Origin of the sequence: Nostoc sp. TCL26-01 (genome assembly GCF_013393945.1) — a bacterium.
In the GTDB taxonomy this organism is placed as follows: Bacteria; Cyanobacteriota; Cyanobacteriia; order Cyanobacteriales; family Nostocaceae; genus Trichormus.
Genome location: NZ_CP040297.1, coordinates 5727130 through 5743178 on the forward strand (window position 1 = coordinate 5727130; position 16049 = coordinate 5743178).

Sequence of the window (16049 nt, forward strand, 5' to 3'; positions counted from 1 at the left end):
AAAAATTACTCTCTAATAAGTGTTAATTCTACAATAAATTCGGCTCCACCTAATTCACTCTTTGGAATTACATCTACCGAGCCTCCTAGATCAGTTACAGAATCTTTCACAATCGTCAATCCTAAACCTGTACCACCTTCCCTAGTGGTTTTACCAGGTAGCCAAATTTCGTCTATTTTTATATTCAGGATTCCTGAACCATTATCTAAAACCTTAATTATTAGATTACTTCCTTGAATTGCAGTTCTAATAACTACTTGACGTTCTTCTATGCGTCCACCTGCAATGTTAAAAACATTGATAACATTGGTTAAAAGATTTGTAATAATTGCTTCTAATAAAGCATCACTCCCATAAATACAAGGTTGCGTATCAACTTTTTCTTTAATAACTTGAATGTTACCTTCATCAAAAAAACTTTGAAAAAGTTCAACGATGTCATCAATAACTTTATGAACATCTACAACACCTGAACGACGTTTTTCTCGTTTCAAAAGGTGCAACGGAAAATTAGAAAAGCGTAGCAATGACTTACTTACTTGAGAAAGCTTTTTAACTGGTTCTCCTAAATATTGTTCATATTTTTCTCCCATAAACTCTTTAGCTTTTGTTTCTATTATCCTAGCTATTATTTCAATTGCAGTCACGGGTTTGCCAGATTCATGAGCGAAAACTGCTGCGGTTGTTCCGGCGGTAGCTAGACTACGATAGAGTTGAAGGTCATCACGTAATACTTTAGTTTGATTTTCTGTTACATTTTCATATTGCTGAACAGCTTCTAAGACTTTAGGACGAGATTCTTGAGGAACTTCTGCTTCAATAACTTCTTCAATCCTGGCTTTAGCTTGTGTAATATCACGAGGAACTTGTTGCTTAACCCTTTGTCTTTGCGTTTCAGTAACTTTAAGCCTTTCTTTCGCCATCCATTCCAACACATCAATTGCGAAGCGTTTTAACTCTAAAAAAGCTTCATTTTCAATAAAACCAAGCCGATCAGTTTTCTGAAGTAACATATCTTCAGGGTCATTAACAATTACTCTACCAATAACTGTTTTTGTTGAAGGACGAACCTCTGGATTTCTTGCTCGTGCATAATTTAAATTCAACCAATCATCGTCTTGATCTCCATAGGGTTTTACCCGCAAACCTCGATGGTATAGACGAACATTCCCTACTTGACCAAGCCATTCTCTAACTTGTGTGAAAGAAACAGAAGTTTTTCTCGCTGAAAAAGTTTGAGGATTTAGAAAGAATACCCACAGTTCAAATTTTGTTGCAGGTGTTTTGTAAAGCTCTTGAGAAATATCACTATGTTTGGCCTGAAAAATTACGTTATTCTGCCAGTCCAGCAAATTTACTTCAGCAATTCCGAGTTCATTTATACTAGCTTGCAAATGATATTCGGCATCATCAAAGTAAGCATTGTTTACTTGTTTTTCAATTTCCGAAAATTCTGGAGCAATAAGTTTCAGGCGAAAACCTGCATGATTGTCAAATGGATCTGCTAGGAGTAAAAGTTCCCTAGCTAATCTTTGAAGATCACGTTTATTAAATATATTTTTAATATTGCTGACGATAATATCAGTTCCCTGCCGTTGATTCGTACTACTTTTTTGGACATCAAAAGGAACATCTTCTACTACATCAGCTTCCTGAAAATCATCCCAATTAATTGTTAAAGAATATTCAATTCCTGGTTCATCTTTAGGTCTAGTTTTTAAGAATACTTGAGAACCCATCTGTAGAGCCGCTAACCTACCTAATCCTTTATTACCTACAGGTAAGCGACCTAATTGAGTAACTTCACGGTTAGCTTTTTTTGATCGGCCTAGCACTAGCCATCCCTCGCTAATGGCATCTTTATCCATACCAACACCGTTATCGGAAATAATAATCGAGCCACCTATGGCACTAGTTTTGATAAGTTCTACTGTGCATTCAGTAGCATCAGCATCATAAGAGTTCTTAACCAATTCAATGATTCCTTGGTCTGGATTTGGAACGAGTTCTTCTCCCAGCCTTTGCAGAATTTTTGGTGAAAACTTAAAATGCATCATTATTTAGCTACAATCTCAATAATTTTTACTTGATTAATTTAATTCGCTGTACCAATAAACTCTAGTCTTATCTAAGGCCAATAGTCAGCAAGTATAAAGAGTTGACATAGTGGAGTGAGGCATAGAGACTATTTAGCCTTGATTATCTACCTAAATTTTAAATCTTCCGCTTTAGCCTAGCAAGCAAGACCCTATCTTTGAGCGATCGCAAATGTTCACTTACTTCTTTGTAAATAAAAATATGCAAAATTTAGGGTGCGTCAGTATAAAAAAATTATTGGTATGGCTGGGTTGACGCACTATTGATCCTTTTCCGGGCGGGGCGATCGCTCAAGTCCAAGATCACTGGATACTATTAACAAGGGGATTTGATTAAAGCCAAAGGTTTGAAGATGCGGATGATTGCTAAGTCTAGGTGGGTTGTATTTACCGTCTTTTCTCTGGGGTTGCTTGGTTACAGTCAGGTAGTTTCAGCTACTATCACTTTACCTTTACGTAGCAAAAAGGGGATGGTAGTATCTGCTCATCCTTTGGCGAGTGATACGGGAATTAGGATTTTAAGTCAGGGTGGGAATGCAGTTGATGCCGCAGTAGCCACAACTTTGGCTATTTCTGTTGTTGAGCCGTTTTCCGCCGGAATTGGTGGTGGTGGGTTTTTATTGATGCGGTTACAGAAAACTGGTGAAATTAAAGCTTTAGATTTTCGGGAACGCGCACCTTTACAAGCTACGAGAAATATGTATCTGGATGCTCAAGGTAAGGTGCGTCCTGGTGCTAGTGTGAATGGGTATCTAGCTGTGGGGACACCAGGGACGGTGGCAGGAATGTATGAAGTCCAACGCCGTTATGGTAAACTACCTTGGGCTGAGGTGGTAAAACCTGCGATCGCTCTGGCTGAAGATGGTTTTGTGCTTAGTCAAAAGCCAACTTGGCGTTCTATCCAAGTTTATGAGAGTCGCAAGCAAGCTATTCTGAGTAATCCAGCTGCCAGAGAGATTTTTACTCGCAATGGTGAATTCTATCAACCTGGGGAAAGGTTGGTGCAGCGTGATTTGGCACGGACTTTAAAAATTATTGCCCAAAATCCTCGCAGCTTCTACACAGGTAGTATTGCTCAGGCGATCGCAGCTGATATGGCCAAGAATGATGGTTTAATTACCTTAGCAGACCTCAAAGCCTATAAACCCATTTGGCGTATTCCGATTTGTGGCAATTTCCGTCAAGCTAAAATCTGCTCCATGCCACCACCTTCATCGGGTGGTATCCTTTTATTGCAGATGTTAAACATCATTGGTAACACAGATTTAAAATCTTGGGGTTGGCATCATCCATATGTTCTACATCTGCTGACAGAAGCGATGAAGATTACCTATAGCGATCGCTCACAATATTTAGGTGATCCCGATTTTATCAAAATCCCTGTACAACAATTACTCAGTTCCGGTTACGCCAACAAACGCCGCGCTGAAATTCATCTGTACAAGGCTACACCCTCGACACAAGTCAAACCCATAGCTCCAGAAATTTTACAACGCTTTGGTGAAGGTAAAATTCCCCACAGGATGTATGCAAATCGCTACGAATCTCCAGAAACCAGTCATCTCAATGTCATTGATGAGGAACGCAACGCAGTTAGCTTGACTTTTACAGTCAACTATGGCTTTGGTTCTGGGGTAGTGGCATCGGGAACTGGTATTTTACTTAACGATGAGATGGACGATTTCGCCTCTGCACCAGGAGTGGCAAATGTATTTGGACTTGTGGGTAGTGAAGCTAATGCGATCGCACCCCTTAAGACTCCTCTATCCAGCATGACTCCTACTATTGTTACAGAAAATGGTCATCTGCGGATGGTCGTAGGCGCACCAGGCGGTAGCACCATCATCACTCAAGTATTACAAGTGATCTTAAATGTGCTGGTATACGATATGGATACAGGTGCAGCCGTGTCTGTTCCTCGCATCCATCACCAGTGGTTACCCGATGAGTTGCGATTAGAATCATGGGGTTTTGATCATCTGACTGTGCAAGACTTACGCCGACGAGGACACAATGTTAAAGAAATCAGTCCCTGGGGTAATGTGAATGCGATCGCCATTACTCAAGATGGTAATCTAGAAGGTGCAGCTGACCCCCGTGGTGAAGGTTCAGCTAGAGGTTATTAGAGTGGGAAGTGGAAGTCGGAAGTCGGAAGTCGGAAGTCGAATGACCAATGACTATTGACTATTGACTATTGACCATTGACCATTGACTAATACCCATTAACCACCGAAGATTCTGCATAAACACTGCTACCAAATTCATTAGCCCTGGCACTTGGTACTAGTGTCCAGCCTGATTTTAATAATTTTTGATAAGTTGCCCAACCTTTGGAGCCGCCTGGTATAGGATAATCGGGTACTGAATACTGGGGAAAAGCTGTGTAGGGTCGCCAAGGTTGACTAGGCGCTGTTTGCAGATATAACATTTTGTCCCCGTCACCGCTAGTCTTGGATATCCAGCACATTTGTCGAGGCATAGCAAACTCCTTTGCATTAAGCATATACTGCATATTGGCAAACTTTTGTCAACAGTTGCATCACCCTTGTGGGATAATTTTTGTTTTCTTAGGTTATGTCAACTTGTCTACAATCTAAAATGGTACAATTACTTAATTAAATAAAAGATATTTAGATTGCTTATCATAGTTTGCCCTGGACAATCAGACTGATAAATGTTTGTACTTGGTTTTAATCTGAGATTTAGATTTTTTTAATGGTATATGCGGTTTTTGTAAGTGTATGTATCAAGAGTTACTATTTAATGAGTATTTTAAGTTTGATTGCGAAATAGGGTGGGGATCGGGGATTAGGGATTGGGAATTGGTAGAAAGAATTCTCTTTTTGTCCCTTTAGACATCGGATAGGATAAAAATTAATTATGTGTTGCTCGTTGAGCTTCAGGGCTAGAAATTAGAGGCTAGACTGTACTTCAGTACTTCATATGATCAAGAATTGCTATAGGACTCATATTTGATTTTTGTTGGCGAAGCCTGCGCTTACGCATACAAAACTCAGTACACCTTTATTCTTTCTTCCCAGTCCCCAGTCCCTTACCTCTACGAGTCATTCAGAAATCAAATCGGATTACTCTATGATTGGGCGATCGCCCGAATTTGTTCTACTATGTTTCTGTAGTCAGAGTCAGATAGAACTGGCTGGGAACTTGAGAGTTGCATGGGTGAAGCGATATCAATCCATGATTTACACCCACCGTATTGTGAACGATAGGGAATTTCTTGTACTTGGGGTAATTTGTAAGTCCTGAGTAAGAGAACAAGTAATGGCTGTTGTGGTTTCCACTTGAGGCGATCGCGAATAAAATTATGATTCCAAATATGAAATGATAATAAGGCGTTGACAATTGACTCCTGATTAATTGGTAATATATCGGTGATACTCGCCCAACTGCCAATACGAACTGTTTCTGGATGCCAACCAGATGTTACAGGCTGTACCAGATCAGCATAGTTTGGCTTGAGTAAACAAGGCTGTTGATGTTCATAGGTAGGATAAAGTAAAACCTGCTGATGGGCAACTTGGAAACGTCCTTGCTGTTCACGAATACCGCCTTTACGCAGTAACATAATTGTTTGTCCACTTTCCAAAGCATTGATAGCAATTGCCCATTCTTTAAGAGTATGCACTGTTGTTGTCAATTCCATGTTGACTCGTCCTTTTGCTGTAATAGACAGGGTTGCATTTCCCTGGCTTTCTTCTATATTGATGAAAAACAATTCGCACCTAAAGTTAGCAATGCTGATTTCTGTGCTGTTGTTAAACCTGTGACTCCATAGATATTCATTTGGTCATAAATCTGTTCGGCTTTGAGAGTTTTGATACATTGCTTTGTTGACAAATCCCAAAGCTTGATAGCAGCGTAGCCATCACCGGCGACTAAAATATTACCTTCTGAGTTAAAGGTAGCGCACATCACCCAAGTATTGTGTCCTTGTAAGGTGGCTATACAAGTGCCTGTAGCTATATCCCAGAGTTTGATGGTCTGATCACTACTGGTACTAACAAGGATACTTCCATCTGGACTAAAAGCGATCGCCCACAGCATATCATCATGACCTTGCAATGTCTGGAGACATTCGCCTGTCTCTATATCCCACAGTTTAATGATTCTCTCGACACTGCTACCAGTTGCTAAAGTCCTTCCATCGGGACTAAATGTCACCCACCAAACCCAATTGTCACCTGTGAAAATTCCATAACATTCTCCGGTGGTGATGTCCCAAACTCTCACTGTGTCATCAAAACCGCCAAATACTAGCTTTGTACTGTCTGGACTAAAGGCAACGGACATACCCAAGTGTACAGGGAAAGAGGCTAAAAGTTGTCCTGTGGCTGCATCCCACAATCTACTGGTGCTGTCGTAGCTGGTACTGGCTAAAAACTTGCCATCAGGACTGTAAGCCAATCCTGTCACCATCCCCAAATGACCATGCAAAACTCTGGTACACTGACCCGTAGCCACATCCCACAATCTCACTGTGGTATCAGCGCTAGCACTGGCAAGAGTGCGTCCATCAGGAGCAAAGTCTACAGCAAAAATGATATCTGTATGACCGTATAAAATGCGACTTCTGCCTTCTAGATCCCATAATCTCACTGTCCGGTCTTCATTGCCACTGGCGATGAGGCTGCTGTTCTCAGTTTGGGGACACCATGCTACGGATTTTACCCAGTTACTTCTCCCCTTGAAACTCCGCAAACACTCTCCAGTCAGGATATCCCAGAGTTTCAGTGAGAAATCATCTGCGCCAGTGGCGAGAATTGTCCCTTGGGGATTGGCAGCGATCGCATTCACAGAATTAGCGTGCCCTGGAAAGGTTTTCACGCATTGTAAACTAGTAATATCCCAGATACGAATTGTACAATCGATACTACAACTGGCTAGAGTATGATCGTTGATAAAGGCGATCGCTAGTATGCCATTGCCATGTCCAGCTAAAATACCAACACAAACACCGTCATTTATATCCCACAGTCTAATCGTTTGATCTAAGCTACCACTAGCAAGTATCCCCAATGAGTTGAACGCGATGGATTTGAGCCAGTCTGTATGTCCTTGTAAGGTATTGATGCAAGTACCTGTGGCTAAATCCCAAAGTTTTGCTGTTTTATCTTCGCTCCCACTAGCCAGAATATCTCCTTGGGGACTCAACGCCACAGACCAAACTCGATGATTATGCCCTGCTAAAATTTGTGTACATTGACCTGTGTGAATATCCCAAACTCTGATACTACAGTCAGTACTGCTACTAATTAATTTCTGACCATCATGAGTGAAAATAACACAAATAACACCACCTTGATGTCCTACAAAAGTTTTTAAATACTGCCCAGTTTTTACATCCCACAGCTTAATTGTGCCATCTTGACCTACAGTCGCCAAAGTATTACCATCTGGACTAAAACTGACACACCAAACAAAACCGATGTGTGCCTGAAATTCGATTAATTGCTGGCAAGTAATAATATCCCAAAGAATTAAGTAACCATTAAAATGACCAGTTGCCAAAATTTTACTATCTGGACTAAAAGCCACAGTAATAATATTGGAGAAGGTTTTAGCAAAGACAGATTTAGATAAATCTGCATGGGAAAAGTTGACCTTTCTGAGGGGAGTATCTTGCAAGTAAGCTTGCCAAATTGTTAAATCAGAAAAGTCATAGCCAGTTAAATCTGTTTGCAGATGACACAGAAGATTGAGGATATTTCCACCTATATATCCAGGTTCTAGTTCAGGATGGGGAGATGTTGAGGATATGGGGGTTTTGATTGTTTGTAAAATTTGTGTGAGTCGCGTGGCTATAGCTTGTTTGGTGCGGAGAGTTTGTAAGAGATGTTCAATTATTGGTTGCAGGATGAGTTTACTTTGAGCGATGCGGATATAATCTTGGGCTGTGGCTTTAATTAAGGCGTGGCTATTAAATAGATTTTTTGTGGGTGCGTTTGAGAAGATTTCTGTACAAATCTGCTGAATTAACTCGCCTGTGACATATTCCATCACTACTGGTTGTAGAGTGAAATTGACAGGAGTTGCTGACAGAGATTTCCTTTCAATCAGACTTCTTTTAGTGAGGGAATCTAATGCTTCCAAGAGTTGCATGGAGGAAACTGGCAATACTAAATCATCACGTAACTCTGATAAGGTGATAGGTTCGCGGTTAATTGCCAACCAGTATATCAAGTCTTTTTCTAATGGCGAAAGTCGCAGAAATTGTTGTGCTAATAAATCGTAAATACTGCCAAATACAGTGGAGCCATGAGCGAAGAATTCAGCAATATTCCCAGCAAATAATTCTTGAATAGTGGTAGCAACAATTTTTAAAGCTAGGGGATTACCTGCATAGTGTGTAACTAAATTGTGCCAGTCAGTATGGGAACCACAGAAAAAACTTTTGCTGCTAATTAATTGTACAGCAGCGATCGCACTCAAACCACTCAGTTGCATTGACCGCACTGGCAAAGTCTCACCTTCTAAAGCAGCGACTTCTTGGGGTTTTTCTCGACTTGTCAGAACTACACAGCTTTGATGGACTGTTTCACCGATTTGCTTGAGGAGATTTCCGTAATCTTCATAACCCACTTGATAACTGCCCGCACGTTGGTGTAGGCTGTCGTTACCGCTTGCTAAGATAGACTCCATGTTATCTAAAATGATTAGACAACGATGCGATCTTAAATTAGCCATGAATTGTGAGATTAGCTCATCAACATTCTCTGATAACTTGACAGGTTGACCATCAGCAAACACAGACAGCAAATTTCCCAGTAATTCCCCCAAAGGCGGACTGTTACGCAGACTACGCCAAATCACAAACTCAAACTGTCCTTGAATCTGCTGTGCCAATTTTACCGAAAGAGAAGACTTACCAATTCCCCCCATTCCCAGCAATGCTACCAACCGGCAATGCTCATTAATCATCCAATACTCTAGTTTACTAACTTCCTCTGTACGCCCGAAAAAAACTGAGACATCTACAACTTCACCCCAGTCGGTATGGGAGGGGGAGAGGGGGAGAGGGGGAGATGGGGAGGAAGAACTTATGCAAATACTCTCTCCTTGTCCGTTTGTCTCTTTCCCAGCTTTTACATAATCTTCTGGGGTTAAGTCTAAACTCAAGGCTCTAAAGAAGCATTCTAGGGTTTGTTTGTCAACGCCTTCTGCTCGTGCTAGAACTTTGGAAACTGTAAAAGGAGCTAGTTGAGTGCGGTAACTCAGTTCTTCGATGGTAAATTTAGTGCCATCATTTTCTAAAATTTCTAGCTGATATCTAGCCTCTTGGACTTTCTTAAATCCTGAGAGACTGAGAATAACACCACGCTTGCGTCTTTGCTTGTGCAATTCCATCGGATTACAAGACCAACGCCAAATTGAGATATATTTTACCGATTTTCAGACTAGATAGCTATCTTAACGCTTCATCTTAAGTTAGCACCTTAACGCCTTTATCTTGACTGGTGCAGTTATCACAGTCGCCAGAAACTATAGTTATCAATCAAATATTTCTGTCTTTATCCTCAATTCCCTAATTATGACAAACTCAATTATTAATCCGGTGGAACCTCCCCAGGTAACACAACAACTTTCAGAAAATTTTATTCTCATACCAATTCACAAAAATCCTGATACATATAGCTTACTCGTTGGGTATTGTCCGCCCACCGTTAAAACGGTGGTCTCATAGCTTAAGTCCATTAAAATGGACTCTGATATTCAGTCCTCTTGAGAGGACTTTAGCTATGAGACAGGGATTTACAATCCCTGACGGACTGACGGACTCACGTATTTGTATCATTATTAAAGTGAAATGGTATCACAACGGTGGATGATATTTATAACTGGGTGAAAATGTCTAGTCTGTATCCACTCATGTTTGGTACAGCCTGCTGTTTTATGGAGTTTATGGCGGCTTATGCTTCCCGCTTTGATATGGAACGGTACGGAATGATTCCCCGCGCCACTCCCCGACAAGCAGATTTATTGATTACCGCCGGCACAATTACCATGAAGTATGCGCCAAATCTGGTCAGACTTTACGAACAAATACCTGAACCTAAGTATGTCATAGCCATGGGAGCCTGCACAATTACAGGGGGAATGTTTAGTGTTGACTCTCCCTCGGCTGTGCGCGGTGTTGATAAGTTAATTCCGGTGGATGTTTACATACCCGGTTGTCCACCCAGACCGGAAGCTGTCATCGATGCAATTATTAAACTCAGAAAGAAAATTGCTAATGAGAGTATCCAAGAACGGCAGCAAATACAACAAATTCACCGTTACTATAGTACTACTCACCAGATGCAGATAGTAGAAACCATTCTGGATGGACAATACCTGAAAAAGTCATTAGTCAATAGTCAATAGTCATTAGTCATTAGCATTTCTTCTTCTCCCCTGCACCCCTCACTCTTATTTTCTCTTGCTCTCATGTTTTAAAAGGAGTTACTAATGGTTACTTTCCAAGAAAATTCTGCCAATCAAATTGTGACTAAATTGCCAGATGGCGACAAAAAAGCGAGCTGGTTACAAACAATTAGAGCAATTCTCAACCCAGTTGATACTCTTGAAGAAACACAACAGCGTTATGGCGATATTTACACTGCTAAATTTGCTAGCTTTCCTACACAAGTAGTTATTAGTAATCCTCAAGCAATTCAAGAACTATTTACGGCTGATGCTCAGTTATTTGACTCAGGTGCAGGAAATTATGTAGTGCAACCTTTGGTGGGTGCTAATTCTTTAATTTTGCTGGATGGCGATCGCCATTTACAACAGCGTAAACTGTTAATGCCCCCATTCCACGGTGAAAGGATGCGGGCTTATGGACATACTATCGGTGATATTACTGAGCAAGTTACTAGTCAATGGAGTATTGGCAAACCTTTCGTAGCTCGTTCTAGTATGCAGGAAATTTCTCTGCAAGTCATTTTAAAAACTGTGTTTGGCTTAAAGGAAGGAGAGCGTTACCAACAAATCAAGCAAGTTTTAATTGAGATGTTGGATACTTTTAATACACCTATCAGTGCAATTTTTCTATTTTTCCAGTCCTTACAACGAGATTTAGGTGCTTGGAGTCCTTGGGGTAGGTTTATCCGCCGCAGACAGCAGCTGGATGAGTTGATTTACCAGGAAATTCGAGAACGTCGCCAGCAAACAGAAAATACTAGTGAAGATATTCTGAGTTTGTTATTGTCTGCCCGTGATGAAAACGGTCAACCCATGACTGATGTAGAATTACGGGATGAGTTGATGACGATGCTGTTTGCTGGTCATGAAACTACAGCGATCGCTTTATCTTGGGCGTTATATTGGGTGCATTATGTTCCCGAAGTCCGCGAAAAATTACTCCAAGAACTCAATTCTATCGATATAGCTCATGCAGATCCCACAGCAATTACTCAATTACCTTATTTAAATGCTGTGTGTTCAGAAACTTTACGCATTACTCCCATTGGTTTCTTTAGTTTCCCGCGCATTCTCAAAGCTCCCATGCAATTCATGGGATACAATTTACCAAAAGGCATGATGATTTCAGTTTGTATTTACTTAGCACATCATCGCCCAGATATCTATCCAGAACCTAAGAAATTTAGACCAGAACGGTTTCTAGAACGTCAATTTTCGGCTTACGAATTTATGCCTTTTGGTGGCGGAAATCGTCGCTGTTTGGGTATGGCTTTTGCTCTGTTTGAAATGAAGTTAGTTTTGGCTAATATCCTCTCGCATTATTCACTGGAATTATTAGATAAAACCTATCTTAAACCTGTGCGTCGTGGCATAGTATTTGCGCCACCTGGGGGTGTGCGGTTAATGGTGAAGGAGAAATATTAATATAATTTCACCCATCAATTGATTTTTAGTAGAGACGTAGCAGTGCTACGTCTCTACATGAATTTAAGAGTATTACCATTTTTCAGCCCAATAAACAATTTCCGATGCTGAACTATCAATGGCTACGCCGTAACTGTTGCCGTGATTCCATTTAAAACCTGGTGTACCCTGATCTTGGGCATTCAGGACTAAAATTTCATAAGCAGGTGGAAAAGATTCCGTTTCAGAGTCACTGGTGTAGAAAAAAGTAGTTGGTACACCGTTAGGTAAATTGGCATGATTGTTAGTATCACCACCTCGATACTGATGTTTAGCCTGTTTGCGGTATTGGGTGAGTAATTTTTGAATTTGTGCTGGTGACTTTTTCAGTCTGGCTTGAAAGTAACCCCCAGTTGGGGAATTTTCTGGAGAGTAGGCGATACGCACGTTTTGAGTATCAGCAGTAATTTCACTGGGGAAATGTTGAATTTCATCTTGGCTTAACCAAAGTTGATGGCGAATTTCTCCGTAACGCGACGTTTCCGTGACTATCTTTGACTGGCTGTTGCTACTAAATGCTTTTCTGAGAAAGAAACTTCCCCCGACAACACCAACACTACTAAGGGAGAATAGAACAATCATGGTGATTTTGACAAGGTGCGATCGCTTCATCGGGTTGGGTTTAACTTTTATCGCTACATACCCAACTAATAAACTATATTCGTAATATTGCGGAGGTGTTGCGGAATATTTTGATGAAAACTTTGTCTTCTCAGCAGAAATACGAAGTAGCAGTAAATTTTTGATGAAGGAAATCTAACTATTTAGTCAAAAGCCGTAAGTGAATATCATACCTTATACCAATTTCCTTTAAATCTGAAACAGTAGAGACGTTGCAATGTAACGTCTTTACATAATTTATGTGTATCATGATTAACGTGAAATGGTATTAGCGATCGCCTATTTTTAAAATCAGCAAAAAGCCTCTAACCTCTAGCCTCTAAACTCAACGAAATCTACTTCACTAAAGAGAGAAACGCTATATCGACGCTTTAATTAAAGAGAACCAATGATCATTCCTGCTAGTAAAATAAAACCAATCCAAACATTTTGGCGAAACATTTCTCCATAAGCAGTATGAGGTATTTGTGGTTTGATTAAACGCCAAATCTGCCAAATCCAACCAACAGCAGCAATGACTAAATTAATCCAAAAAGGCAATGTGAGATGGAGAGAAATACCTAACCAAGCGAGTAAACCAACTGTGCCAGCAAAGAAAATACTAATAGCTAACGCAGCATAATCGCCAAAAAACAAGGCACTAGACTTAACACCAATGCGCCGATCATCTGCGCGATCGCTCATAGCATAAACTGTATCAAATCCCAATGTCCACAGTACAGTAGCCCCCCACAATAGCCAAGTCGGTTGAGAAAGATTTTGTGTCACTGCACTCCAACTAATCAAAACCGCAAATCCCCACGCCATCGACAACACCAATTGCGGTACAGGAAAGACTCGCTTTGCCCCAGGATAGAGCAAAATGACCGGCACGGCTGCCACAGATAACCAGAAGCTCAAAGGATTAAGGTAATATGCTAAAATCGCTGCACAAAATAGCGCCACAATCCCCACTACAATCCCTACTTTAATCGACAAGGTACGAGCAGCTAAAGGGCGATCGCGGGTTCTCTCAACTTCTGGATCAATATCCCGATCCCACAAATCATTCACCACACATCCAGCCGCACTTGTCGCCAGTGTCCCCAAGATAATTACACCCACCAACGGCAAAGGCGGTTTCCCCCCCGCCGCTAAAAAAATAGCCCAAAGAGCCGGAATCATTAAAATTAACCGACCTTCCGGTTTATGCCAACGCAAAAGCCGGATAATAGTTAGTAACACTGGTTCTTGATTGAGTTTTGATGTACTTGTCATGATTTAGTCAATAGTCAATAGTCAATAGTCATTGGTCAATAGTCATTAGTCATTGGTCATTAGTTATTGGTAAAACTCTTACCCATTACCCAATCCCCAGTCCCCATTACCCAATCCCCAATCCCCATTACCCACTTCACATATATTTACATCTATAGAATAACTTTATTTGATATTTGTAAAAACACAATCTTCAGTGGCAAGTTTACATAAATTTAATCAAATAGTCACTAAAATTGTAAACAGCAGGGTGAATATACTTAGATTAAGTGGTTTTGACTACGGTCAACCGAAAAATTAAGTGTGTTGCAACAAGTATCAGTGCCAACTACCCCGATACATGATCTTTATTCCATCCTTCCTGAATACAGAGAGAACACTAGATGCTAAGTTTAGTTTCGGCTAGCTGGGAGAGTGTCAGTACTCAACCAGTTCAGCAACACCGGATTATTGCTGCCATTGACATGGGAACAAATTCTCTACATATGGTGGTAGTAAAGATTGACCCGACGCTACCGGCTTTTAGCATTATTACCAAGGAAAAAGAAACTGTGAGGTTGGGCGATCGCAATATTACCACTGGGGAGTTAAAACCAGAGGTGATGGCAAAAGCGATCGCTACCTTGAAACGTTTTCAAGTAGCTGCCAAAATAGCTAATGTGGAAACCATCATTGCTGTGGCAACTAGTGCGGTGCGAGAAGCACCCAATGGTAAAGATTTTTTGCAGCAGATAGAGACGGAGTTGGGTTTAAGCGTTGACTTGATTTCTGGACAAGAAGAAGCGCGAAGGATCTACTTGGGTGTGCTGTCGGGGATGGAATTTCATAACCAACCCCACATTATTATTGATATTGGGGGGGGTTCCACAGAATTAATTTTGGGTGATAGTCAAGAACCCCGTAGTCTTACCAGTACAAAAGTCGGTGCAGTCCGACTAACAAGTGAATTAATCAGCACCGATCCCATCGATGATACCGAGTTTCTCTACCTGAAAGCCTATGCACGGGGGATGCTGGAACGTTCTGTAGAAGAAATTCAAACTAACTTAAAGCTTGACGAATCTCCCCGTTTAATCGGCACATCTGGCACAATTGAAACCATCGCCATGATGCAAGCGCGAGAAAAATCGGCTACAGTCCCTTCTACTCTCAATGGATATCAATTCACCCTCCCAGAATTGCAAGAGTGGGTACAACGGCTGCGGAGAATGACTAACGCTGAAAGAGCAGCCATACCAGGAATGCCAGAAAAGCGCGCAGAAGTTATCCTGGCTGGAGCAGTGATTCTGCAAGAAGCTATGACTTTATTGGCTGTAGAATCCTTGACAGTCTGTGGTCGTGCCTTACGGGAAGGGGTGATTGTAGACTGGATGTTAAGTCACGGCTTAATTGAAGATAAGCTGCGCTTCCAAAGTTCTATCCGCCAACGCAGCGTGATTAAGCAAGCTAGTAAGTATCAAGTTAATTTAGAGTATAGCGATCGCGTTGCGGCATTTGCGCTAAGTTTATTTGATCAAACTCAAGGCTTACTCCACCACTGGGGAGGTAACGAACGGCAGTTACTTTGGGCTGCGGCTATTTTACACAACTGCGGTCATCATGTCAGCCATTCATCTCACCATAAGCATTCATATTATCTGATTCGCAATGGTGAATTACTCGGCTATAACGAAACCGAAATCGAAATTATTGCCAACATTGCCCGTTATCATCGCAAATCACCACCCAAGAAAAAGCACGAAAATTATCGCAACTTGTTGAGTAAAGAACATCGCCAAGTAGTGAGTCAATTAAGTGCGATATTAAGACTAGCAGTAGCCTTGGATAGAAGACAAATTGGAGCGATCGCTCAAATCAAATGTGATTATTATCCCCACTTCCAGCAATTCAATTTGCTGATTTATCCATCTAAACTCAATGATGACTGTACCCTAGAACTCTGGAGTTTAGATTACAAAAAAGCAGTGTTTGAGGAAGAGTTTGGTGTGAAGGTATTAGCAATTTTAGAAAAATCTAGCATTGCTAATTTTTCATAGAATATTGATTAAGGGTGTAAACAGTTATCAGTTATCAGTTATCAGTTAATAAACGTTCACTGTTCACTGTTTACACCCGCCCCAACAGGGCCTGGTAATCAAATCAGATTCCTATATTTGATTTTTGTTGGCGGAGTCATATGAGAATGAA

The 16049-nt window shown here is 41.0% G+C and carries 9 protein-coding genes and 1 pseudogene; 4 read left to right on the top strand and 6 right to left on the bottom strand.

The annotated features are described in order from the left end of the window. Positions 1-5: 5 nt before the first annotated feature. Complete coding sequence (locus FD725_RS24765) at positions 6-2057, bottom strand: sensor histidine kinase (RefSeq protein WP_218653137.1); 2052 nt, start codon at positions 2055-2057, stop codon at positions 6-8. A gap of 392 nt (positions 2058-2449) precedes the next feature. On the opposite strand from FD725_RS24765, the gene ggt reads away from it, so the two are divergent. Further along, the gene (gene ggt / locus FD725_RS24770) at positions 2450-4222 is read left to right on the top strand and encodes a gamma-glutamyltransferase (protein WP_179051681.1); all 1773 of its coding nucleotides are present in this window, start codon (positions 2450-2452) and stop codon (positions 4220-4222) included. An 86-nt stretch (positions 4223-4308) separates the two neighbouring features. Here the strand turns inward: ggt and FD725_RS24775 are convergent, their stop codons facing one another. The 3 genes from FD725_RS24775 to FD725_RS24785 form a co-directional block, all read right to left on the bottom strand. Beyond that, a complete protein-coding gene (locus FD725_RS24775; RefSeq protein WP_179051682.1) occupies positions 4309-4575 on the bottom strand; it encodes a hypothetical protein in 267 nt (88 codons plus the stop codon). Between the two features lie 612 nt (positions 4576-5187). Beyond that, positions 5188-5760: a DUF1802 family protein gene (locus FD725_RS24780; RefSeq protein WP_179050605.1), complete on the bottom strand. Its 573-nt coding sequence runs from the start codon at positions 5758-5760 to the stop codon at positions 5188-5190. A 53-nt stretch (positions 5761-5813) separates the two neighbouring features. After that, a complete protein-coding gene (locus FD725_RS24785) occupies positions 5814-9461 on the bottom strand; it encodes an NB-ARC domain-containing protein (protein ID WP_179050606.1) in 3648 nt (1215 codons plus the stop codon). A gap of 465 nt (positions 9462-9926) precedes the next feature. On the opposite strand from FD725_RS24785, the pseudogene nuoB reads away from it, so the two are divergent. Together nuoB and FD725_RS24795 are read left to right on the top strand one after the other, a co-directional pair. Then, positions 9927-10457 (top strand): annotated as a pseudogene (gene nuoB / locus FD725_RS24790) (NADH-quinone oxidoreductase subunit NuoB); the annotation flags it as partial. Positions 10458-10562: 105 nt separating this feature from the next. Beyond that, complete coding sequence (locus tag FD725_RS24795) at positions 10563-11945, top strand: cytochrome P450 (RefSeq protein WP_179050607.1); 1383 nt, start codon at positions 10563-10565, stop codon at positions 11943-11945. Between the two features lie 72 nt (positions 11946-12017). Here the strand turns inward: FD725_RS24795 and FD725_RS24800 are convergent, their stop codons facing one another. Continuing rightward, positions 12018-12596 (bottom strand): hypothetical protein, encoded by a 579-nt coding sequence (locus FD725_RS24800; RefSeq protein WP_179050608.1) that lies wholly within the window; start codon positions 12594-12596, stop codon positions 12018-12020. A gap of 384 nt (positions 12597-12980) precedes the next feature. Next, on the bottom strand, positions 12981-13862 hold the full coding sequence (locus tag FD725_RS24805; protein ID WP_179050609.1) for a 4-hydroxybenzoate solanesyltransferase: 882 nt from the start codon (positions 13860-13862) through the stop codon (positions 12981-12983). Between the two features lie 383 nt (positions 13863-14245). Here FD725_RS24805 and FD725_RS24810 point away from each other — a divergent pair, with 383 nt between their 5' ends. Then, a complete protein-coding gene (locus FD725_RS24810) occupies positions 14246-15898 on the top strand; it encodes a Ppx/GppA phosphatase family protein (RefSeq protein ID WP_179050610.1) in 1653 nt (550 codons plus the stop codon). The last annotated feature ends 151 nt before the right edge of the window (positions 15899-16049 follow it).